We start from the raw sequence: 22,396 nt of genomic DNA, 5'->3' as shown, positions 1-22,396 counted from the left end.
GCGCCCCGGCGGACCAACGCTTCAGCCGGCATCCTCCCGTCGGCCTCCAGGAATCGCAGGGCCATGCCTGGCTCGCAGCTCGCGGTCCCATTTGGCCATGTCGAGGACGTAGGACGAGAACGCGAGCTCGCGGTATCCCATCGAATAGCGCCACTCGCGAGGGTCCAGCGCCGCAAGCTGATCGGTGGCAATCGACGTGGTTCCGAGATAGGCGATCAGGTCAGCGGTCTGGAAGTCGTGGCCGATCCAGAACGACAGGCTGTCCTCGTCCGCGACAATGCGCCCGCTGGTCAGCACATTGATCAGCTCATGGGCCTGGCGGATCGGGTGGCCGTTGAGGCTTGCTCCGTGGAAGACACGGTTCGCGATGACGATGCCGGTGTGCACGTCGCACGGCGCGTCGACCTCCCAGTTGAGCTTCTGGAAGAACGCCACCTGATTGGCCGGGTCGGCAAAGATCTCGCGCCGCTTGTCGAGCTGCTTCCTGGCGCCGCGGATGTGGTCCCAGCTGTTGCGCATCTCGTGGACGGACACCGGATGGTAGGCGTTCTTGCACTCGAGGAGGAAGAGCGACCCGTCGCGCCAAGCAACGACATCCAGTTCCAGCTCCTTGCCGGCGATCTTTGTCTTGAAATCGTTCCGGACCAGGAAGCCGACGGAGCGGAGGGCCTCGGTTACAGCGAGGACCATTCGGTCCCTTGGACCGATGGCGGCGGCACGGAGGCGGTTGGCGACGATCACGTTGCGCACGAGGTTCGAGACGGCGACCACGTGCGGCGCAATCACGTAGTAGCCGCCGGCATCCACGAAAGGGCGGTACTGCAGGTCGAGGTGCGGCTCGCCTATGTCCATGGTCAGAAGCGAGATGATCTCCCGGGACTTGTCCTCGTCGCCAAAGATCAGCCGCATCTGCTCGACCAGGTCGGCGTGTCTGATCACAAGTAGGGTCGAGGTGAGCGTAAGCTCCCCTCGCTCGGCCGGATCCTCTAGGTCAGCCAGACGTCGCTGGTAGGCGCAACTGAGGAAATTGAAGTAGCGCTGCACCTTGAAGATATCCATCGAGGTCACGCGATCGGTGATCGGGAAGATCAGCTCGTCGAATGTGCCGAAGTTGTCGACGTCGAGCGCGAGCATCGTCTGAAGCTCGTCACGGAATAGGTCGTCTCGTCCGAAGAACTGCTCGAATAGCTCGGGCACGGCCGGCAGCTTCAGAACCAACCGGCGCACGGGCTTCTCGAGAATTTCGAGCAGAGTTTGGAAACTGCCGTCGTCGAAGCCGCGATCGATCACGGATCGCATGGAGACAGCCGGATCGGCCTCCTGCAGATAGGTGAACCGGATCATCCCTTGGTTCTGCGCCTGGATGTAGCCGAGACGTATGGAGCGCTCGACGTCGGGATCGATGGAGGAGACCGTGACGGTCTCGCCAGCGTTGTCAGCGCGGTAAGGGAGGCCATCGATGAACAGCTCCGCCTCCCTGAACTTGGTGAGACGGATCGCGGCGACCAGCAGCCGTTCGTAGACTAGCGCGTTCTTGCCCACGGCGTGCGCGTCCACATAGGCGAAGCTGGCGCCATCGACAGGGAACATCGAGGCATAGGTGCGCAGGACCAACGAGGCGGCTTCCGCGTACTCCTCCGAGGAGTAGCGATGGCCGCTCAGGGAGCTCGCCTCGTTGTCGTTCAGCCAGCCATGGTAGAATAGGCTGTTGACCATGACGAACACGGTCTTCAACACCTCGGCGCGGCGCGACCGGATAGTCGCCTCAATCTCCTGCTGCAAAACGAGAGCATTGCCGGCGAGGCGCGAAAGCGCCTCGACCGATTCGAGATACGCGATCCGGTCCGGCGACGCGGCCAGAAGGTCGCGGACACCGAGCGCGGCCTTGGCAACCCTAGCTATCAAAGAACCGCGAAACCCGTAGCGAGAGGCCCGCAGAACCCCATCGCGCCGCACGCAAGCGATCGCGTGATCCGCGTCCATGAAGACCATTGCGAGCGTAGTCGCGATTGCCTCGCGAGGCCGGTCGTCGGCTAGATGGCGCTCAAGCACATCGACGTGCGCCTTGACTTCCGCGGCGAGCGCCTTCGACGTCGGGGGACGCGCTTCAGCGCGCAATAGCGCGACCATCGCGGCCTGGGTCCGGGCGGCGACCAGACGGGCCAACAGATCGGCAACGGGCCGCGGTTTCGACAATTCACGCTCTTTCTACTTGGCGTCGGGGCATGCCGATATGATGCGGATACTCGGGCTCCGCCACGCGAAAATAACCATTGCCGCTCCACATAGTGGCGACGACCGACGTGGCTCAGCAACCGATAGGAGCTGATCTAATCGGCACACAAAGCGACACGGACATTCAGCCGATACATCTCGCTTCCAGAAGGCGCGGGAGGTTCGCACCGCCACTTGCCGTCCAGCCGCCGCGCGGGCAATGAAATCGTAAGAGGGGCAGATGGCATCAGACGAACACGTATCGGTAGCCGTTCAGGACGACTTCGTCGCTCGGCAGACGCGCGCCAAGCCAATCCCCGCCCTTGCGGAACTGATCTGGAACAGTCTGGACGCCGACGCCACGCGGGTTGAAGTGGAACTCGTCTACGGCAGTCTGCTGGGAGGGCTTTCGCGAATCGTCGTGCACGACAACGGAGACGGGTTCTCGCGAGACGAGGCCAAGGGGCTGTTCGGCAACCTCGGCGGGTCTTGGAAGAGGATGACGCGGCGGACCAGGACGGGCGACCGCATGATCCACGGCCAAGAGGGACGCGGCCGCTACAAGGCGTTCTCCCTTGGCGGCATGGCCACTTGGAAAGTATGCTACGCGGCCGAGGGTGGGAACCGGGCGTTCGAGATCCGCATCGCCGAGCACGACCTCACCGACGTCGTGATCACACCGGACGAACCGGCACCGGACCGCACCACGGGCGTGATCGTCGTCATCGACAACCTGCGGCGCGAGTTCCGCTTGTTCGAGACCGACGAGGGCTTCCAGGAGCTCGCGGAGATATTCGCCCTCTATTTGAAGAGCTACAAGGCCGTAAGCATCTCGGTCGGAGGCAACCGGATCGACCCGGACCAGGCCATCCGGTCCGAGGCTTCGATGACGCTAGCCCCGATCACGGCCTCCGACGGTTCGCAGCATGACGCCGAACTTCAGGTGATCGAGTGGCGCGCCGACACCAAGCGGATACTCTACTTGTGCTCCCGTGACGGCTTTCCGCTCGACCAGTTCGAGACCAAGTTCCACGTTCCGGGCTTTTCGTTCTCCGCCTATCTGCGATCGAGTTACGTCGAGCACCTACAGAACGAGGGACGGCTCGGCCTGATCGAGCTCGACCCGCCGCTGTCCGGCGCGATCGAGCGCGCCCGGTCGGGGATCAAGGACTATTTCCGCAACCGCGCCGCAGAGAAGGCACGGACGGTCGTCGACGTATGGAAGGCCGACGAGGTCTATCCATACGAGGGCGAACCCCTGACGACGGTCGAGAAAGCGGAGCGCCAGGTCTTCGACATTGTCGCCGTTCACGTTCAGGAACTGGCACCCGAGATCGGCGAGAGCTCGGCGACTGCGCAGGCGCTCCACCTGCGCATGCTGCGCAACGCCATCGAACGCGGTCCAGAGGAGCTGCAGCTCATCCTGAAGGAGGTGCTTGACCTTCCGCCCAGACAGCATAAGGAGCTCGCCGCGCTTCTCCAGGAGACGAGCCTCACCGCGATCATCACCGCCGCGAAGACGGTCGCCGACCGGCTGAAGTTCATCGCAGCGCTCGAGAGCATCGTCTTCGATCCCGTGACCAAAGGCCGCCTCAAGGAGCGCAGCCAGCTGCACAAGATCCTGGCCGAGAATACCTGGATATTCGGCGAGGAGTATAATCTGTGGGTCAACGACAAGGACCTGCGCAACGTGCTGGTGCGGCACAAGAAGGTCCTCGACCCCTCGCTGCAGATCGACGATCCGGTCAAGGTCTCCGGCCAGAAGCGCGCCATCGTCGATCTGATGTTCTCGCGATCCACACGCCGTCACCGCGCAAATGACATCGAGCACCTCGTCGTCGAACTCAAGGCGCCGAAGGTCAAGATCGGTGCCGACGAGATGAACCAGATCAAGAAGTATGCGCAGGCGGTCAGGGCCGATGACCGGTTCAGCACCGTGAAGGGCATCCGCTGGCACTTCTGGATCGTCTCGAACGGTTACGACGAGATGGCCAAGTACGAGATCGAGGCTGGTCCCGATCCCGAGCGTCGCCTGATCGCCCGGACGGGAGACCATACAGTGGGCATCAAGACCTGGGGCGAGATCATAGAGGAGAACCGCGCCCGGCTGCAGTTCTTCCAGGAGCAAATGCAGCACACCGTCAGCGAGAGCCAGGCGGTCGAGCACCTGCAGGAGAAGTACAGCCGCTTTCTCGAGGGTGTGCTACCGGGCGAAGGTGACAAAGCCGAAGCCGAAGCTGAACGCGACACCGACGGCCAGCCCGGTGAAACAAACATCGAAGCATACGAAGAAACCGATGAGGCGGCAAACGCGCCCCGATAAGTCCTCATCAACGTGAGCGAGGCCGAAGGTGGGTCGGTTGCAGACTGACAGTTCGTAGATGCGGGTTCGGCAAAGCTGTCGCCAACGGGTTGCGATTTGAACTCCTCGCCGACATCGCTCACGGTGGCCGACGGACAGGTCGCACTCAACGGCAACAGCACGACGGCACTGGCGCGAGGCAATGCCGCCGACGATGCTGTGACGTTCGCGCTCGGCACGCCCGGCGGCGCAACACCGGCGATGACCAAGGCCACCCGGTTCGATGTGACCGGCAAGGCGGAAGCGGCGCTGGTCAACAACCAGTCCAACGCCGCTTCGGTGCTTGCGTCCGCGGTCGAAACCGCCGGTATGCCGCTTAATGCGGGAAGCGTGCGCGGATCCTCGATCGGCATCACCGGGAATGAAGCGGCCGCCACCGCCTATGGCAACAGCGCGACCAACGACGGACCGTATCGGGGATCGGTCAGCTGCCGTTCGCCCTGATCGCCAACCTCCAGACCGACAACGGTGCCGTGATCGCGCAGGTGACGGGCTCCGGGTTCAGCGCCCAGCCCGGTCCGGTCATCGGCACCCAGTTCGACATCAGCGGCAACGGCCTCGCGGCGACCGCGGTGGGCAACCCGGCGAGCAGCGCGATCGCTGCCCCCCACTGACGCGGCGCGTTGCTGAGTCTTATTTAAGCCCCCGCGATCCGGTGGCGGGAAAGGCCGTCAGGCTTCCCCGGCGCGGTGGCCTTTCAAGTCTGGCGCGGGCGGCGCGGCCGCAGCGGCTACATGGTCGATCTCATCATATTCCACGACGCGCAACCACAGATCGTCGTCTGACTCGGTTTTGTCCGCGTCCCCCGGGACTACGTCGCTGTTTTCAGCAAATAGCACGATCGCGTCACGACCATTCTTGGTGCTGGAATAGAGTACGCCAAGGACCGGCTCGTCGTCGCCCCCCGATACCGCTGTTCGAAAATACTCGGTGATGACCTGCGTAGGGAGATAATCGACATGGGGTCGGCGCTTCCGATCGATCTGGGCTCGGAAGTCGTCGATGAACGAATGCATGAACATGGCGACCGCGCGATCCTTGGCGAATTCGGGGTCGAAAAGACTCGGGACGTCAGGCGCACGCCGCACATCGAGCACGAGAACGTCTTTCAGCGTCTCGAACCTGGCCGAAGCAAAGCGCGCGTTCTGATCGGCGACTTCGGCAAGGGCGGTGGCCTGGTCGATCGCACCATAGAACATCGGGATCCCGGCCGGGCTCATCCGATTGGGCATGTTAGCCAGCTCGTACGGCGGCGGCCCCATCCGTCTCGGGCTGAAATCATGTTCGCCGACCCCCAACTCCTGCACGCGGAACCACAGCGACCCCACGGCGAGCCTGATGATCAGGCGATGGTCATGGGCGAACCTGCCGATCCGCTCGAGCAACTCGGGAACGTCATAGGCGGCTTCACCCCAGGTCAGATCATGGTCGAGGTCGCGATCCTTGTGCTGGAGGAAGAAAAAGCGCCGACGATGCTTCACGACGTTCTTGAAGGCTTCCCAGCTATTCCCGATCGCCTCGTCATCGGGCGTCCCCAAAGGGTTCAGCAGGCACCAGTCCTGCTCGGGCAGCGCGTCGGCGATGTCCGCCACGAGCGAACAATCATAGTCATTGGGAAGTTCAAGCTCGATATAGGTCTCGAGCAACTCTCGCGCGTCGAACTCGTCCTCCGGAAACATGCGATCCTTGGTCTCGGGATCCTGCGGCAGGATCTGATCGGCGCTCGCATATTCCAGCTCGATCTGCGGGAGCATGAACTCGAGTACCGCCGTAAGCGGTGCGGCGACGACTCCTTTGCCGAGCGCGCCGCAATAATCGCAAGCGTTCGCCACTGCGTTGTCAGCGACCGCCTTTTTTAGGTGCGGGTCGCCGAAGCAGGCGGTGCACACCGTCTTGCCATCGATGTGACTGAGCCTGAGCGACTGGTCTTCCTCCATAATCGCGAGCTCACTGAAATGTCCCATGTCGCATCCATATCCAATGTGTGGTGCTCGATGTGCTCCTTCGACCAAACCGCCGCAATCGCCAAGGGTGCTTGGCGCCCTGTCACGTCTCGGTGCGGCGACGGTGAACGGCTTAGGCGCCACCGTGATCGCTCAAGCGCTCGCCAAGGCGCAGGGCCTCGTTTTCCTTCTGACTTGCCACTAGCGCCGCCTTCAGGTCTTCAATTGCGTCCTTGTCGCCGAGCGCGTGACGTATGTCGTATCGAAGCTCGAGGAACTCGCTGCGAAAATGCTCAGCGGTCAGCCGTCCGAGAGCTGAGTCGATCCAGCGGAGTGCGTCTGCCGGGTTGCCCCGGGCGAGACGGGCGCGCGCCATGAGGCGTTCGATCCATTCGCTGCTGTCCAGATCCTTGCGCGCTCTGAGGATCGCCTCGGCATCCGCCGCTCGCCCCATGTCAATGAGCAACTCGGCTTTTCGCTGGAGGTGAAAGGGCTGCGGGGCGACTTCGGCCGAATAGAAGGCGAGCGCCTGGTTTTGCAGCGCGGCGCGCTCGCCCTTGGGCAGCCGCGATGCCTCGAAGTAGATTTCGCCCCACGAAGCCTTGTCGTTGTCGGAAGACAGCGATTCCGGGGTTGGCCGCGTCAGCCGACTGAAGATGGACTCGAAGAGCTGCGGTTGCTCGGTTGAAAGATACCGACCGATGGCGCCGAAGGTGCGGTATGCCTGCTGGACGCCCATTTCGGCGGCATCGACAATCGTATTGGCGATCACGTTGGCATGTTTGCGGAACAGGTCGGAGCGCCACGCCCCACCGCCCCAAGGCAGACGTTCGACCGCACCAAGGAACACGGAATAGGACACCTCTTCGGTGCCGGCGGATTGGGTGAGGATATCGTCGACAAGGGCGACCGCGCGCGGAGCGGTATCCTTGTTCGTGCGGTAGATGTCGATCAGTTGGAGACGCGTCTCGCTCAAGGGCGCCGGCCCTTTCAGCACCTGCTCGAAAAGCTCGGCAGCCTCGCGTGTTTCGCCGAGGCGCTTCAAAGCCTTGGCCTTGTGGTGCCGCACCTGGGCAGTTTCGAGGTCCGACAAGTCAGGCAAATTTGCGAGCAGGTCGAAGGCGGCGAGCCGCTCGCGCAGCCGTCCCGCCGCGACGTCGTCGCCGTCGGTCTTGTCATGGAGAAAAAGCTGCTCGATCGCTTCGATCACGGCGATGACCGCGAAGAGCGGAGGCTTTGCGGCGCGAAGCCCCTTGGCCTCCTCGACCGGATCGGGAATCAGCTCGGGACGCAACTCACCGGTGTCCCAGACGGCAAACAGCGCATAGCGAAAAATAGCGGGCCGGCTTCCCGACGCCACCAGGCGCTCGAGCTTCTGCAGCATGATCCGGCAGATCGTCCAGAACCGCAGGCCGGGTTCGCCCGCCACCTGAATCAGATACGCTTCGAACAGCCCATCGAGTTCGCGATCGCGCTCGGCGCGGCACCAGGTTCGGGCGCTTAGAGCTCCGAACACGACATCGTGGAGCCGGGCAACTTCCAGCCGGTCGGCTGACATCAAGCCGTTCGTGCGCAGCTTGCGCAATCCGAGCGGCAGGATCGTCGTTTCGAGGAAGTCACGCCCGCAACCGGGTTGTCCTGCCCAGGCGAACACCGAGAGTTCCCGCTCCAGTGCCGGCCACAACCGTCCCAGAAGCCGGTCGGCGAGGCGCTGAGTGCCATCAGCCATTTCGCCGACCGCCTGGCAATCGGCTTCGATCTCGGACCAGCTTGTCCCTTGCCGGACCACCGCATTCATTAAGGCCAGGCTCAACGGATGCCCGTTGACCGTCTGCCAGATGGTCTGAAACACCTCGCCTGGACAGGGTTCGACATCCTGGTTGAGCAGGCTTTTCGCCAACTCTTGCTGCATCAACGGCAACGCATAGGAAGCGGCTGAAGCCTGACGCTGGGTCAGGATGACGTGGGAACCCTGACCGCAAAGTTCGACCAACGCGGGCACGGTCAGCGTCGGGTCGGCATCGTCGATGACGAGCAGACATGCGCGGGTGCGCAGCAGCGCGACGATATTGCGTTGCTCGCCGCCCCGGTCGAGGGGCATGCTGTGAAGTTGCTGGATGCTGGTCACGCCCATACCTTCCAGCCAGATGACAAGATCATAGTCATCTTCGTGGCTGGAAGCATAGGCTACGGAGGCCGCGGATTTTCCAAGCCCGCCCATGCCGCTGATCGCGATGCCGCCATCGGCCTTCAATCTTGCGCTGATCTCCTCATCGACGAGACTGCGCGCCAGATAGGCTCGGTCCGGCAGCGGCGCGAGATTGCTCACGGCCTCCTCGTCGCGGAGTCGCTGCAGTTCCGGGAGATAAGAGGCGAGCCGCCTGACGACGGTATCGCTCACGATGAGCTCGTCGATGAGGCGCTCGGCGATCTCCTCGCTGCCCCAGAGATGCAGGGTGCGACCCTGCATCTGGGGAAGCCTTTGCATCCGCGTTTCGAATGCCTGGGCAATTTGCGGCCGCTTGCGATCGCCCGCCAGGAGGAAGATGTCGGTTGCCGATGGCTTGCTCGCCATCGCTTTCAACAAATCCCCTTTCGCCTTGGACATTTGCCCCCCGAAATAGCCTTTCCGATCGGAATATTCGGCTGCGATACGACCATCGTCGCTGACGGAGTCGACAACGCCAGCCACCGGATAACCGAGCAGGTTGGTACCGGCATGACTCATTGGGACAAGAAGAAGGGCGTCGAGAAATGCTGCTCCGAACTTTTCGAAATCCGCAGAAATATATCCGACCGCTTGGGCGAGCCGGTCGATCTGCGACGCCCTTCTCTTGAGATGTATTCCCATCTGTTTGCAGCCTCATGTTCGGTCCGCCGGCATTTAGCGCCATTATAGGAGCGTTCTATCAGATCGCGACGCAATTGAACGGTTCTCAGACTGGCCATCACCGGCGTCATGCGCGTGCCTCAACGGCGGCTTTTGGGAAATGCTAAGCCGTGGTCGAACGACCGAAGTTGGGGCGCGTAGCTGCCGTCGCGAGCTTTATGAACAAGCGTCCGCTTACGCTATCTGCGTACCCGAAAGCGGACCGGCCGTATTCCACCCAATTACAACGTATGTTTATGAGGAAGGCGACGCACTTTCGGCTGTGCGCCGCCGCTCTCCGGCTCTCTGGTTCCATCGTTCAACGCAACCGAGCTCTTGCCTCGCTGCAAATCAACTAGTCTGATTGTTGAATTGGGCGTTACTTCGTCAGTCCTACGCTCAGCGTTGCGTGAGACGACGCTTTCGTTGCAATTCAGCAGATCCAAGCCACGTCCAACGCCGAAATCACATGTTTCGACATTCCTCCTAAACCCATTTCGCGGTTGCAAAAGCAAGACGATTGTAATGCAAGCACCTTTCCCCGATTAGGGCCGACTTTCTCAGGGAGAGAGGTTGAACTGAAAGGATCGGCATTCACAACACACTCTCCCTCCAACGTCAGGCGCGTGTCGCCCGCTTGGAACGATAGGGTCGCGGCGCGTAGTTGAGGTTCTGCACCCAGGGAAAGCTGGGGCGGCGATGCTTGTTTGCGATATTGGGAATGTCCTGATCAATCGCGCCGGGTGACAGCGCCATGAGGTGCGGATTGGCCAGCGGCTTCATGGTCGGGTTGAGATAGCCGCACTTCAGCACCACGATCTTGAACGCCGTGGGCTCCAACTTCAAATCGCGGAACGCCTCCGCCGCATGATAGGCGCGCCGCTTGGACGACAGGGTCATGGTGATGCCGTCGAATTCGATCACCGCCTCGCGCTCCGCCGGATCGGTAACGGGGTGGAGGTACTTCACCGTTGCGTTCACCTTGACCGGTTTGCTTTCGACCGGATCGAGCGTCGCGCCGACCGAGAGCGGGATCGTCTTGCCGACGCCCGCCGCATAGCAGGCATCGGTCGCCGGCTTGTCGGTCATGCCGCCAAGCAGCACGTTCTTCGCGCCGGCCTTCATAATCGCCTGAAGGAAGTGCGTCTGGTCCGCATTGCCGCCGCCACCGGGATTGTCGCCGCTGTCGGAAATGACGACCGGCTGCGTCTTGGCGGCCATGGCGGTGGCGATCGTCTCCTCGATCGTGCCCGTCGGGCTGCCGAACTTGAACTCTTCGCGCGCATCCCAGTAACGGGCGGCGAGTTCGGCGGCGATGCGGGCCTGCATCGCGGGATCGGTGCCGGTGACGCACACCGACGCCGCCGAGCGCGGCTCGTCCGCCCAGACGTAGCCGACCAGCTGCGACACATCGAGCACGCCGGGCATGCGGTTGTACTCGCTCAGGTCAGCCCACAGTCGCCGGCCAGGATCCCATTCGGTGCTGCTCTGCTCGCCCGCGAGGCCGACCGGAATGGTCGCCCAGACGATGCTTGGCTTGATGCCGTAGCGCAGGCAGTGGGTGAGCATGTCGGTGGCTCGCATTGTATTCTCGACACGGTCGACGTGCGGTGCGGTGCGATAAGCGGTGATGCAGTCGAGATTGTCGACGATCCGCTGGCTGACGTTGCCATGCAGGTCGTAGCTGGCGGAGATCAGGCAGTCGGGGCCGACCACCTGGCGCGTCGCCTCGTACCAATCGCCCTCGGCGTCGTTCATGCCCTCCACGAACATGGCGCCGTGCATCGCGCAATAAACACCATCGAGCGGCAGCATGGCGCGCAGCATGCCGAGATATTCCGCCTTCAGCGTATCATAAGCATCGCGCGCGATCGGGCCGCCGGAGCCCGCGTTCGCCACCAGCGTCGGCATGAACGGCACGTCGTAGCGCTTCAGAAAGGTGAATTGCGGGCTGTCCAGGATCTCCTGCCCGCGCAGCACGCGGAAATTCTCCAGTCGCGACCGGATGCGGCTGTAGGTGCTGCACTCCGACGCAATGCCGCCGATCGCGATGCGCGGCTGCTTCTTGTACGGCGGGATGATCTGCGCGGTGGCCGAGGTCGCCGTCGCGGCAAGCGCGGCGACGGAGGTGGACTTCAGAAAGGAGCGGCGTTCCATGGGGCTAATCCTCCGCGGTTCGTAGGCCAGAAGTAACCGCCGCCGCCCCGATGGTCGAGGCGACGGCGCAAGGGGATCAGAAGGCGGCGCTCAGCGAGGCGGTGATGCCGAACCCGCCGCCGATCGTATAGGTCGGGTTGGAGGCCGGGATCAGCGTCGAGCCGTCCGTGCTGCGCGTCGGCAGCGCGTTGGACGTCACGCCCTGGATGCCGACGAGCTGCTTCTCGTCGGTGATGTTGGTCATGTTGAGCGTAAACTGCGGCTTCTTGATGAAGCCGATCGTATCGAAGCGATAGCCGAGCGAGGCGTTGGCGGTGCCGTAGCCGGGCAGTTCCTGATCGTTCATGAAGGTCGAATACTGCGAGCTGACGTAGCTGCCCTCGACAAGGGCGAAGAGTCGCCCGTTGTCAAAGCGCAGACCAGCCGACCCGACCCATTCGGGGCTGAGTGCCGCGCGCTTGCCCGCCGTCGGCAGGAAGACGCCGCGGGTCGGATAATTGTTCTTGGTTGTGGCCTTCAGATATTGGCCGGATACGTACGGGCTGAAGCCCTTGTACGGTACCAGGCCGATCTCCGCTTCGACGCCGCGTGCGCTCTGATCGCCGACATTCACCGCGAAGCCCACGTTGGTGCCGCCCACGATCTGCGTGCCCTGCACAAGACGATCGGTCAGGTCATAGTTGAACGCTGCGATGGTGAAGTGGACCAGATCGCCGTGGTGGCGAAAACCAATTTCCTGCCCGACTGAATATTCGGGATTGAAGTTGCCCGATGGCGTGCTCGAGGCGATCCCGGTCGCGACGTTGTAGATGTTAATATAGGACGACACCGCTGAGGGCGCGCGAAACGCGGTGGTAATGTCGGCGAAGATCTGGTTGCGATCATCGAAGCTGTAGCGGATCGAAGCCTGCGGCAACGGCTTTGCGCTTAGGCTGTCGGTGCGCATCGCGGTGCCCGGCAGCTCGCTGGTCGCGGTGCGATCGACCCAGACGAACTTGAAGCCGAAGTTGATGAGCAGCTTGTCGTCGGCCAGCTTGCTGGTCATGTCGGCATAGACGCCGTTGACGTTCTGTTCGATGCGCGCGGCGAAGTTGCGCAAAATGCGGCCGTCCTGCAGCGTAACCGACCCGACCTTGCCGAACGTGTCACGCACCGTGCCGTCCACGCTGACCGGCTGGTATGCGGCCTTTTCGGTGTGGACGAAGTGCGAATACCAATAGCCGAGGCGGAACTGGGCGGCGCCGACGTTCCAGCGCAGATAGCTGTTCTGGCCGTAGGTCTTCTGGTCGTAATAGTCGACGTTCATCATCGTCGCGGTGCCGAGCGGCGTCGCCGCGGTAACCGACCCCGGCGTTACGACGGCGCCCGGTGCGACCAGCGGCCCGGTCGGCTCGGTACCGTAGAAGCCGCCCGCCAGGTTGAGGTTGCTCGCCCCGTTGGTGACGCCGTGAGTGTAAAGGTAATAAGGCGTGACGACAGCGTCGAGGCTGTCGGTCAGCGTAAAGGTTGACGGGGCACTGATCGACAGGCTCTGCCGGTCATTGGCGCGCAGGCGGTAATAGGTGTTGCGGCCCGGCGCGTAGGTATCGTCCCACGAGAAATCCTTTCCGAACTCCGCGAACTGCGCCAGCGTCGGATTGCGCGCACCGGCAAAGGAATTGGACTCATTGTACGTCGCGACCAGCGAGATCGTGTCGCCGTTCGCGAATTCCTTCACGAACTTGCTGTCGATGTGGTTGCGATAGGCAACGCCCGGTCCACGCCACGCCTCGTTGTAGGTGCGCGAGCCGGAGACGAAGCCGCGTATGCCGCTGTTGCCGATCTCGCCGGTTTCGAGCCGGAGGAAATAGCGGCGCAGACCGTAATTGCCGATCCCAACCGAAGCGAATGCGCCAGGGGTCATGGGCGGCGAGATCAATTCGGACTGGAGCAGCGCACCGACCGAATTGTAGACGGGCGCGGTGATGTCGGTGGAGCCGCGCGTCAGGTTCAGGACGCCGATATTCTCGCTGTCGGACCATTCGTTGGGAAAGGCGCTGTAGGATAGCTGGTCGCCGATCGGCGCGCCTTCGAAGTTGAAGCCCAGCGACGTCTGACTGAGGCCGCGGATCGACAGGTTGGGCGCGCTGCCGAACGGATCGCCGCTGCCGACCACCACGCCTGGCAGGTTGCGGATCAGGGTGAAGCTGTTGGTAGTGCCGGCCTGCACGTCGATATAGTCGCGGGTCACCGTGCTGCGCAGCTTGGTGCCGGTCTGCACCGACATGAGGCCGCCACCTGGTGTCGCGTTGGTGACGCCGTTGGCCGATCCGCGGCTGCCCGTCACGACGATGTCGCTGTCACCCGCGTCGGCGGTGCCGTCGAAACGCTCGCGCTGCGTGTTGCCCGGGGTCGAGGACCCGGCCTGCTCGGCGGTATTCACGGTCGTTTGCGCAAAGGCCGGCGTGATCGCAACCGTGCCGAGCGCGGTGGCGATCAGCAGGCGCGCGGTGTGGCGAGTCTTCAACATACATTCCCCCTAAAGCGCTAGAACGATGGTGTTTTCCTGCGGTCGTTCGGGCGATCTGCGTCGCCTTTCGGAAAATCGGGTTTCGGATTGTTCAGACGCGGAAAAATCCGCGTCCGGCCGCGATGCTTGCGGCGCCGATGGCCCAGGCCTGGTTCTCCAGGCGCGTAATGGTGAGATCGAGCCGGCGGTGATCGTCGGGCATGACGTTCGCCTCCACCGTCTGGCGCACGACGCGCGCGAAAAGCCCGGTGACGGGCCCGTCCGTCATGCCGATGACCATGCGTTCGGGATCGAGCGATTGGACGATCTGCGCAATGGCGAGGCCCAGAGCGGCCCCTGCCCCGTGCAGGATGTCGATTGCCGCACGCTCGCCGCGATTGGCCGCCGCGTCCAGTGCGGCAAGGCCGCAGTCCAGACCGGCAGCGCGCGCCGCCGCGGCGATGCTGCGCACCGAGGCGAGCGTATCGAGGCACCCGCGCTTGCCACACTGGCATGGCAGGCCGGACGGATCGACCGTGGCATGCGCGATCTCGCCCGCGCCGCCCCTTGCACCGCGGTGCAGTTCGCCGTTGATGATGTGGCCGCAGCCGATGCCGTCGCCGACCGCAATCATCGTCCCCTGGTCGCAGCCGCGCAGCGATCCGAACAGATGCTGGCCGAGCGCGAGCGCGTTGGCGTCATTCTCGACATAGGCCGGCAGACCGGTCGCCGCCGCCACCAGATCGCCGATCGGCACGTCGCGCCAGTCCAGCAGCGTGGAGCGCACGCACGTGCCGGTTGCCGCGTCGACCACGCCCGGCACCGCCAATCCGATGCCGGCAAGTCGATCGAGCGCCTGCGGGTGGCCATCGAACAGCCCCGGGATCGCCGCGGCGATCTCCTCCACAATCGCCTCCGGCGTTGCGCCCTGTGTCAGTTCGGCGGTGGAAAGCACCCCGCCCCGTAGGTCGGTCAGCGTCAGGGTGAACGGCACGGTGGCGAGCGAGACGCCGATAAAGAAGGCGGAGTTTGCCGACAGCTCCAGCCGCACGGAAGGGCGCCCGGCGCCGTACACCATTTCCCCTTCGGCAAGCACACCGCGGTCGATCAGATCGGACGCCAGCGCGGACATGCTCGCCTTGCTGATGCCCAACTGCCGCACCAGCTCTGTCCGGCTCAGCGGGCCGAACTGATTGATGAGGCGCAGGACACTGGCATGGCCGTCGGTCAGCATGGTTGGCGCGCATCCATTAATTCGTGATTCGAACTATCTTAGATCATGTTTGCCTGTTTGTTGCAAGCTTATGACGAGAAAACCGGACGGCACGTAACAAATAGTCTATTTGACAGGCCGGCGTCAGCCCCATTAGCAAAGGCTGTTGGCGGTACCGCCATCAGCACCGCTGGTTAGTTTGCTCTTCGAACCAAGGGCTCGCTGGTGTGGCTTCGCCACGGGGGACCTCATGACGAACGGCAATCAGGCGAGCGGCGCACGATCGCGAACGACCATCGCAATCATTGGCGTCATGTTCTTCATCTTCGGCTTCGTGACGTGGCTGAACGGGCCGCTCATCACCTTCGTCAAATTCGCCTTCACGCTGGACGACGTTTCGGCATTTCTGGTGCCGATGGTGTTCTACATGTCCTACTTCTTCCTGGCGCTACCCGCCGCGTGGCTCCTGCGCCGCACGGGCATGAAGAAGGGCATGACGATCGGTCTGCTGGTCATGGCGCTCGGCGCGGCACTGTTCGGGCAGTTCGCCACCATGCGGGTCTTTCCCGGCGCGCTGACCGGATTGTTCGTAATCGGTGCCGGCCTGTCGATCCTGCAGACCGCGGCCAACCCCTATATCTCCATCGTTGGACCGATCGAAAGCGCGGCGCAGCGGATCGCGGTAATGGGCATCTGCAACAAGGTGGCGGGCATCCTGGCGCCGGTCGTTCTCGGGGTGCTGGTGCTGCGCGGCATCGGCGAACTGGAGGCGCAACTCGGCAGCATTGCCGACCCGGCGGCGCGCGAGGCATTGCTGGAACGCTTTGCCGCGCAGATCCACACCCCCTATATGGCAATGGCCGCGTTGCTGGCGCTGCTTGGCGTCTTCGTGTTCTATTCGCCGCTGCCGGAGATCGTACCGGACGATGCGGCCGGATCGTCAGCCGGAGAGGATCGGCGCGGCCTCGGCGGCTTTCCGCACCTGTGGCTCGGCGTGTTGTGCCTGTTCCTCTATGTGGGCGTGGAGGTGATGGCGGGCGACGCGATCGGCATCTACGGTCAGGCGTTCGGCCTTCCCACGCAACAGACCGCGTTTTTCACGTCGCTGACGCTGGCGGGGATGCTGGCCGGCTATCTCGTCGGCCTGGTGGTGATCCCGCGCTTCGTGTCGCAGGAACGGTATCTCGGGCTGTCGGCGATGCTCGGCATCGGCCTCACGCTATGCGCGTTCGTCACCCGCGATTACGTGTCGGTAGGCTTCGTCGCCGCACTCGGCTTCGCCAATGCCATGATGTGGCCGGCGATCTTCCCGCTGGCCATCCGCGGACTCGGCCGGCACACGGAAACCGGGTCCGCGATAATGATCATGGGCATTTGCGGTGGCGCGATCGTCCCGCAGCTGTTCGCCATCCTGAAGGCACATGCGCCGTTCCAGACCGTGTTCCTGCTGCTGATGGCGCCGGCCTATGCCTATATCCTCTTCTACGCCCTGCGCGGCCATCGCGCCGGCGGGATCGGCAGCGTCCCGGCGATGCGCAGCGATGCCGCGGCCGGCCTGGTTGAAGGTTGAACCGATGGTCGACACGTTGATCGAAATCTGCGTCGACAGCCCGGGCGGCCTGCACGATGCGGTGGCCGGCGGCGCTGACCGGATTGAGCTGTGCGCCGCATTGTCGCTCGGCGGGCTGACGCCGAGCCCAGGGCTTATGGCGCTGGCGCTCGATTGTCCGGTACCGGTACGCGCGATGATCCGCCCGCGGGAAGGCGACTTTCACTACGACGCTGCGGAGCGCGCGGCGATGCTGCGCGACGTGGATGCGGCGCGCGACGCGGGGCTGAGCGGCGTGGTGATCGGCGCGCTGACCCCGGACTGCCAACTGGACGTGCCGCTATTGGAGCAGCTGGTGGCGCGGGCTGCCGACCTTGACGTGACGCTGCACCGTGCGGTGGACCTGTTGGTTGATCCGGTCGCGGCGGTGGCGATCGCGGCACGGCTGGGCATCCGCACCATCCTTACCGCCGGCGGCGCCCCGACCGCGCGCGAGGGCGAGGCCACGATCTCCGCGATGCGGCGGGAGGCGGGCAATCGAGTCGAGATCATGGCGGGAAGCGGGGTGCGCGCCGCCAACGTCGCCACGCTGGTCGCGCGCACCGGCGTTGCCGCGGTGCACGCCTCCGCCTCCAAGCCGCGCGCGCCGTCCGGAAAGGGTGTGGAGATGGGGTTCGAAACGGCATTGGCGCGCGTCACCGACGCTGCCGAGGTCGCCGCGCTGCGCCGTGCGCTGCAACGGCCGCCCGCCCCCCCTACCGCCCGACCCGCCGAACCGCGCGATCCCGCCACAACGCTGATGCACCGCGAGGCCGGCGAGGCGCCGGCGGTGGTGGCGCAGATGCTGGCGCGCAACCGCACCGCGATCGCGCAGGTCGCCGCGCGCCTGCGCGATCGGCCGCCCCCCTTTATCGTCACTTGCGCACGCGGATCGTCCGACCATGCGGCGACCTTCGGCAAATACCTGTTCGAGACACAGGTCGGCGTGCCGGTCGCATCCGCCGCGCCGTCGATCGCCTCCGTCTATGACGCGCCGCTGCGGACCGATGGTGCCTTGTGCCTTGCCATCTCGCAATCGGGACAAAGCCCTGACCTGCTCGCCGCCGCCGCCGCGCACCAGAAGGCGGGCGCGTTCTTGGTCGCGCTGGTCAACGACGAAGGATCGCCATTGGCGGGACTGGCCGACGCCGTGCTGCCGCTGTGCGCCGGACCCGAGCGATCCGTTGCGGCGACCAAATCCTATATCGCGTCGCTAGCGGTGCAGGTCGCGCTGGCCGCGGCATGGCGCGGGAACGCGGCGCTGACGGCGGCGCTGGAGACCCTGCCCGCCAGCATGGCGAAGGCATTCGATCTCGACTGGAGCGCCGCTCTGCCCCCATTGCTGGCGGCCCGAAACCTCTTCGTACTCGGCCGGGGACACAGTTTCGGCATCGCGCAGGAGGCGGCGCTGAAGTTCAAGGAAACCTGTGGCCTGCATGCCGAGGCCTTTTCCGCGGCCGAGGTGCGTCATGGCCCGATGGCGATCGTCGGGCGCGGCTTCCCGGTGCTGGGCTTCGCGACATCCGACCCGACCGGCGACGACGTGCGCGCCGCTAGTACGCAATTCGCCGATCGCGGCGCACTTGCGCTGGTGAGCGATGCGCGTGGTAACGGCATGCTGCCGGCGATCGCAGCCGACCCGGTTCTGGAACCGATCCTGATGGTACAAAGCTTCTACCGGTTCGTGAACGCGCTGGCCGTGGCGCGCGGGGTCGATCCCGACGCGCCGCCGCACCTGAAGAAAGTGACCGAGACACGATGACCGCGACCCTCCTCTTCCGGAACGGCACGGTGGTGCTGGGTAACGGGCGCACGTCGGATCACCTGCATGTGGCGGGCGACCGGGTCGTCGCGCGGCTGGACGGCGCAGCCGACCGGGTGATCGATCTTGCCGGCGGGTGGCTGCTGCCAGGCTTCGTCGACACGCAGGTGAACGGCGGTGGCGGCGTGCTGTTCAACGACGACCCGAGCGTTGCGACCATCGCGCGCATCGGTGCAGCGCATGCCCGGTTCGGCACTACCGCTTTTCTGCCGACGCTGATTTCCGACACACTGGACCGGGTCGACATGGCGATGCGCGCGACCGAGCAGGCTATCGCCGCGGGAGTGCCGGGCGTTGTCGGCATCCACATCGAAGGACCGTTCCTCAACCCCGCGCGCAAGGGCACGCATGACGAGACCCGCTTCGTGCGCCTGAACGCCGACGCGATCCGCCTGCTCGGCAGCCTGAAACACGGCCGCACGATGGTGACGCTGGCACCCGAAATGTGCTCGCCCGCCGACATCCGCGCGCTGGTCGCCGCGGGGGTCATCGTGTCGGCGGGGCATACCGACGCCGATTACGAGACGATGCGCGCAGGCTTTGCCGCAGGGATCACCGGCGTCACCCACCTCTACAATGCCATGTCGCCGCTGCACCACCGGGAACCGGGCGTGGTCGGCGCGACGCTGGAGAACCAGGAAGTGTTTGCCGGGCTGATCGTCGATGGGCGGCATGTCGCGCCGGCGGCACTGCGCGTGGCACTCGCCGCGCGACCACACGACCGCTTCATGCTGGTGACCGATGCCATGTCGACTGTCGGCACCGACGCCGACCATTTCGTGCTGCAAGGCAAGACGATCCGCATCGTCGGCGGCGTGTGCGTGGAGGAGGATGGCACGCTGGCGGGGTCGGCGCTCGACATGGCGACCGCAGTCCGTAACGCCGTCACCATGACGGGCGTGAGCGTCGTCGAAGCCGCCGCCATGGCGGCAACGGCGCCGGCCGCCTTCCTTTCGCTGGATGATCGCGGCCCGTTGCAGCCGGGCGCGCGGGCGGACCTGGCGTGGCTGGACGCCGCGCTAGCGCCTCGCGGTACCTGGATCGGCGGCGTGCCGCTTGCCGCGGCATGACGCACGGCGCTGTTCAAGGAGAGGGTTTGTGAGGCTTTGCGCCGATATTGGCGGATCGTTCGTCGACATGGGGGTGATCGACGCACATGGAGGGATCCACGATCGACAGCGCCATCCCACGCCCGTCGCGGACTGGCCGGCGCTCGTCGCCCTGTTCCGCGACGCGCTGGATCGCCATGCCGCCCGCATCGATCCGTACGCGCCGGTGTGCCTGTCGCTCGCCGGGGTCGTCGATCCGGCCAGTGGCACCATCGCCAGTTCCAACACGCCTAGCGTTCACGGCCGGCGCTTCGACGATTTCGGCGCGGCGCTCGGCCGGCCTGTCTCGATCATCAACGATGCCGACGCCTTCGCGCTGGCGGAAGCGACGCTGGGCGCCGGGCGCGGCCATCGCCGCGTGTTCGGGATCATCCTGGGTACCGGGGTCGGCGGCGGGGTAATCGACGATGGTGCCGTGGTGGTCGACGCGCACGGCATCGGGGGCGAATGGGGACATGGCGAGGTGCTGGTCGATTCGCCGATCGCGCCCGGCAGCGTGCCCGTGTTCGCGTGCGGCTGTGGCCGGCGGGGTTGCCTGGACACGGTCGGCGGCGCGCGCGGCATGGAAAGGCTGCACGCCTTTCTACACCAGGCGCGGGCCACCAGTGTCGAGATTACGGACGGCTGGATCGCTGGTGACGCGGCCTGCACGGCGACCATCGACTATTATACGCGGTTGCTCGCCGGGCCAATCGCCATGTTCCTGAACAGCTTTCCCGCGACGATCGTGCCGATTGGCGGAGGCCTGTCCAATTGCGCGCCGCTGATCGGGCTGATCGACCGGCGCGTGCGCACCGGCATGCTGACGCGGCCGAGCGAGCCGGTCGTGGTATGCACGCGGCTGCGTGACCGTGCCGGCCTGCTAGGCGCGGCGCTCGGCTCCGGCCTTTGTTTGTCGCTGATGGCGGAGGAGCCAACGGAGGGCTGAGGCATCGTGTCCCCGGCTCTGATTCGCGTCGCGACAAGGGGTACCGGCACCTCGTGCAACGTGGGGATCGACATCAACCATGGATTACTCTGCTCGGCCCGGAGCAGGAGGGCAAAGGCTAAATAGTTTGCTGCCTTTGGCCGCCGTAAAGCAAGTGTTCGGTTGAGGTGGTGCGATTCCGGTGAACCGCGAAGCCGAGCACGAAAAACTGCCGAAATCAAATACCTCTTACGCCCGCGTTGAAGCTGCTAAACCGCACAAAGCCTAGATAGGCGCTTCGTTCGTCATACGGGGGTCACAGGATTGATTCCTGTAAGCGGCACCACCTTCTCTCCAGCACTTCGAAGGAGAGGCCGGCGATCGAGCGGCTGTGGCCAGTCTTTCCCGATAGCCACGGCAAATCGCGCCAAAGCGTCGCCGCACCACTTACTTCTGGCTGTGCTCAACGTGTGCTGACCCCAGGCGGCTACAAGCGAGTGCAGCCGGTCCGCTCCTGCTATACTTCCGATGATCAGTGCCGACCAACGCGCTGCTTGCAGCTCAGGCGACGCCCCGCGCGAAAGGCATCATCTTCAGATCCGTCGTGGCTGCCGTAAGTCGCAGCGTAGTCGTGGGCGACTTGCGGACCTTGGTGCAGTCTTGAATGGGCCGATCGGCACGCGGCACACATCGAGCGCTCGCTCCGCCGTCATCAACGATCCGCCTTTGATCCCTTTCAAACAAAGGAACCCAAGCCATGAAGGCCGAGCGCTCTGCTTTTTGAGCGCTGCAGCCCCAGCCGGCGGTTGCGCCGCACAGGGGAGGCATGGCTGCCATTGACGGCAGCGTTTCGCGGCGGGTAGCGATGGGCCTTCCGCAGCCAAAGGAACGCCATGCGACGGTTCAAAGTAGTTCAAGCGCTGCTCGACCTGTACGAGTCGCCTTGCTATCTCGAGATCGGCGTCCAAAACGGCATCACCTTCCATCAAACGCATGCTGCTCGGAAGGTCGCTGTCGATCCCGTCTTCCGGTTCGATGTCGATGCTGCCCGGCAACAACCTGAGAACGCCAACAGCGACTATCATCAGATCCCGAGCGACGAGTATTTCTGCAGTGAGGGAGCGAACGAAGCCTTTGACGTCATCTTTCTGGATGGGCTGCACACCTTCGATCAAACGCTGCGAGACTTCAATAACGCGCTTGGATTGCTAAAGCCGGGCGGGGTCATCCTAATCGACGATACGATGCCGAGCACGTATGCGGCATCCCTACCCGACCAAGGTTTGAGCGCGCGTGTGCGCCGAGCTACGGAGCCGGACAATCGCGCCTGGATGGGCGATGTCTTCCGGCTGGTCTATTTCATTCGCGACTATTTTCCCCAGTATAGCTACGCGACGCTTGAGGATAACCACGGCCAAACGATCGTTTGGAAGTCGCAGCGCATCTCAACCTCCAACCCGCGTAGCGTCGAGGCAATCGCGCGCCTCGAATTTGCCGACATGATAATCCATCGGCGCGAGTTGAACATCGCACAACTGGCGGACGTGCTGCCCGAGCTTATAGCGGCACAGAGCGCCGCTTAAGCACACCCCCGAGTTCGAGTGCCGTAACCGGCACCACCTTCTTTACGGCACGTGAAGCAGGAAAGCGGCGGGAGCTGAAGCGGCAGGGCTTTGGCGACACGGCGCAAACATCGCTGGCGCGGCGAACTAGCCCCTTGCCCC

The 22,396-nt window shown here is 64.2% G+C and carries 14 protein-coding genes; 8 read left to right on the top strand and 6 right to left on the bottom strand.

Annotation, left to right across the window (positions count from 1 at the left end; all coding sequences use genetic code 11):
* Window positions 1–21: 21 nt before the first annotated feature.
* The gene (locus SPDO_RS06445; RefSeq protein WP_143559595.1) at window positions 22–2,196 is read right to left on the bottom strand and encodes a hypothetical protein; all 2,175 of its coding nucleotides are present in this window, start codon (window positions 2,194–2,196) and stop codon (window positions 22–24) included.
* A 259-nt stretch (window positions 2,197–2,455) separates the two neighbouring features.
* On the opposite strand from SPDO_RS06445, the gene SPDO_RS06440 reads away from it, so the two are divergent.
* From SPDO_RS06440 to SPDO_RS16810, 3 genes are all read left to right on the top strand, one after another.
* A complete protein-coding gene (locus SPDO_RS06440; protein WP_088366649.1) occupies window positions 2,456–4,537 on the top strand; it encodes an ATP-binding protein in 2,082 nt (693 codons plus the stop codon).
* 123 nt (window positions 4,538–4,660) lie between these two features.
* The gene (locus SPDO_RS06435; protein ID WP_088366648.1) at window positions 4,661–5,020 is read left to right on the top strand and encodes a hypothetical protein; all 360 of its coding nucleotides are present in this window, start codon (window positions 4,661–4,663) and stop codon (window positions 5,018–5,020) included.
* Window positions 5,021–5,049: 29 nt separating this feature from the next.
* Window positions 5,050–5,190 carry a hypothetical protein gene (locus SPDO_RS16810; protein WP_158212157.1) on the top strand — a complete coding sequence of 47 codons (141 nt, stop codon included), beginning with the start codon at window positions 5,050–5,052 and terminating at the stop codon, window positions 5,188–5,190.
* A gap of 57 nt (window positions 5,191–5,247) precedes the next feature.
* Here SPDO_RS16810 and SPDO_RS06430 read toward each other — a convergent pair whose 3' ends face one another.
* From SPDO_RS06430 to SPDO_RS06410, 5 genes are all read right to left on the bottom strand, one after another.
* Window positions 5,248–6,540 (bottom strand): HEPN-associated N-terminal domain-containing protein, encoded by a 1,293-nt coding sequence (locus SPDO_RS06430; protein WP_088366647.1) that lies wholly within the window; start codon window positions 6,538–6,540, stop codon window positions 5,248–5,250.
* A 112-nt stretch (window positions 6,541–6,652) separates the two neighbouring features.
* Window positions 6,653–9,370 carry an NB-ARC domain-containing protein gene (locus SPDO_RS06425; RefSeq protein ID WP_143559594.1) on the bottom strand — a complete coding sequence of 906 codons (2,718 nt, stop codon included), beginning with the start codon at window positions 9,368–9,370 and terminating at the stop codon, window positions 6,653–6,655.
* Between the two features lie 636 nt (window positions 9,371–10,006).
* Window positions 10,007–11,545, bottom strand: a complete 1,539-nt coding sequence (locus SPDO_RS06420; RefSeq protein WP_088366645.1) for a M81 family metallopeptidase — start codon at window positions 11,543–11,545, stop codon at window positions 10,007–10,009.
* Between the two features lie 76 nt (window positions 11,546–11,621).
* Window positions 11,622–14,054 carry a TonB-dependent receptor gene (locus SPDO_RS06415; RefSeq protein WP_088366644.1) on the bottom strand — a complete coding sequence of 811 codons (2,433 nt, stop codon included), beginning with the start codon at window positions 14,052–14,054 and terminating at the stop codon, window positions 11,622–11,624.
* Between the two features lie 91 nt (window positions 14,055–14,145).
* A complete protein-coding gene (locus SPDO_RS06410; RefSeq protein ID WP_088366643.1) occupies window positions 14,146–15,267 on the bottom strand; it encodes an ROK family transcriptional regulator in 1,122 nt (373 codons plus the stop codon).
* Window positions 15,268–15,496: 229 nt separating this feature from the next.
* On the opposite strand from SPDO_RS06410, the gene SPDO_RS06405 reads away from it, so the two are divergent.
* From SPDO_RS06405 to SPDO_RS06385, 5 genes are all read left to right on the top strand, one after another.
* Window positions 15,497–16,816 (top strand): sugar MFS transporter, encoded by a 1,320-nt coding sequence (locus SPDO_RS06405; RefSeq protein ID WP_088366642.1) that lies wholly within the window; start codon window positions 15,497–15,499, stop codon window positions 16,814–16,816.
* A 4-nt stretch (window positions 16,817–16,820) separates the two neighbouring features.
* Window positions 16,821–18,596: a copper homeostasis protein CutC gene (locus SPDO_RS17315; protein WP_158212156.1), complete on the top strand. Its 1,776-nt coding sequence runs from the start codon at window positions 16,821–16,823 to the stop codon at window positions 18,594–18,596.
* Entirely contained in the window at window positions 18,593–19,726 is a 1,134-nt protein-coding gene (nagA, locus tag SPDO_RS06395; protein WP_088366640.1) for an N-acetylglucosamine-6-phosphate deacetylase, read from the top strand. The genes SPDO_RS17315 and nagA overlap by 4 nt, the downstream gene beginning before the upstream one ends.
* Before the next feature lie 28 nt (window positions 19,727–19,754).
* Window positions 19,755–20,693: an ROK family protein gene (locus SPDO_RS06390; protein ID WP_143559593.1), complete on the top strand. Its 939-nt coding sequence runs from the start codon at window positions 19,755–19,757 to the stop codon at window positions 20,691–20,693.
* Between the two features lie 872 nt (window positions 20,694–21,565).
* Window positions 21,566–22,255, top strand: coding sequence for a class I SAM-dependent methyltransferase (locus SPDO_RS06385; protein WP_088366638.1), 690 nt, complete (start codon window positions 21,566–21,568; stop codon window positions 22,253–22,255).
* Window positions 22,256–22,396: the final 141 nt, after the last annotated feature.

The sequence above is a fragment of the Sphingomonas dokdonensis genome, from assembly GCF_002197685.1.
Taxonomy (GTDB): Bacteria; Pseudomonadota; Alphaproteobacteria; order Sphingomonadales; family Sphingomonadaceae; genus Sphingomonas; species Sphingomonas dokdonensis.
Note: the sequence above shows the minus strand (reverse complement) of the source record. Positions and strands in the feature narration are given on the sequence as shown.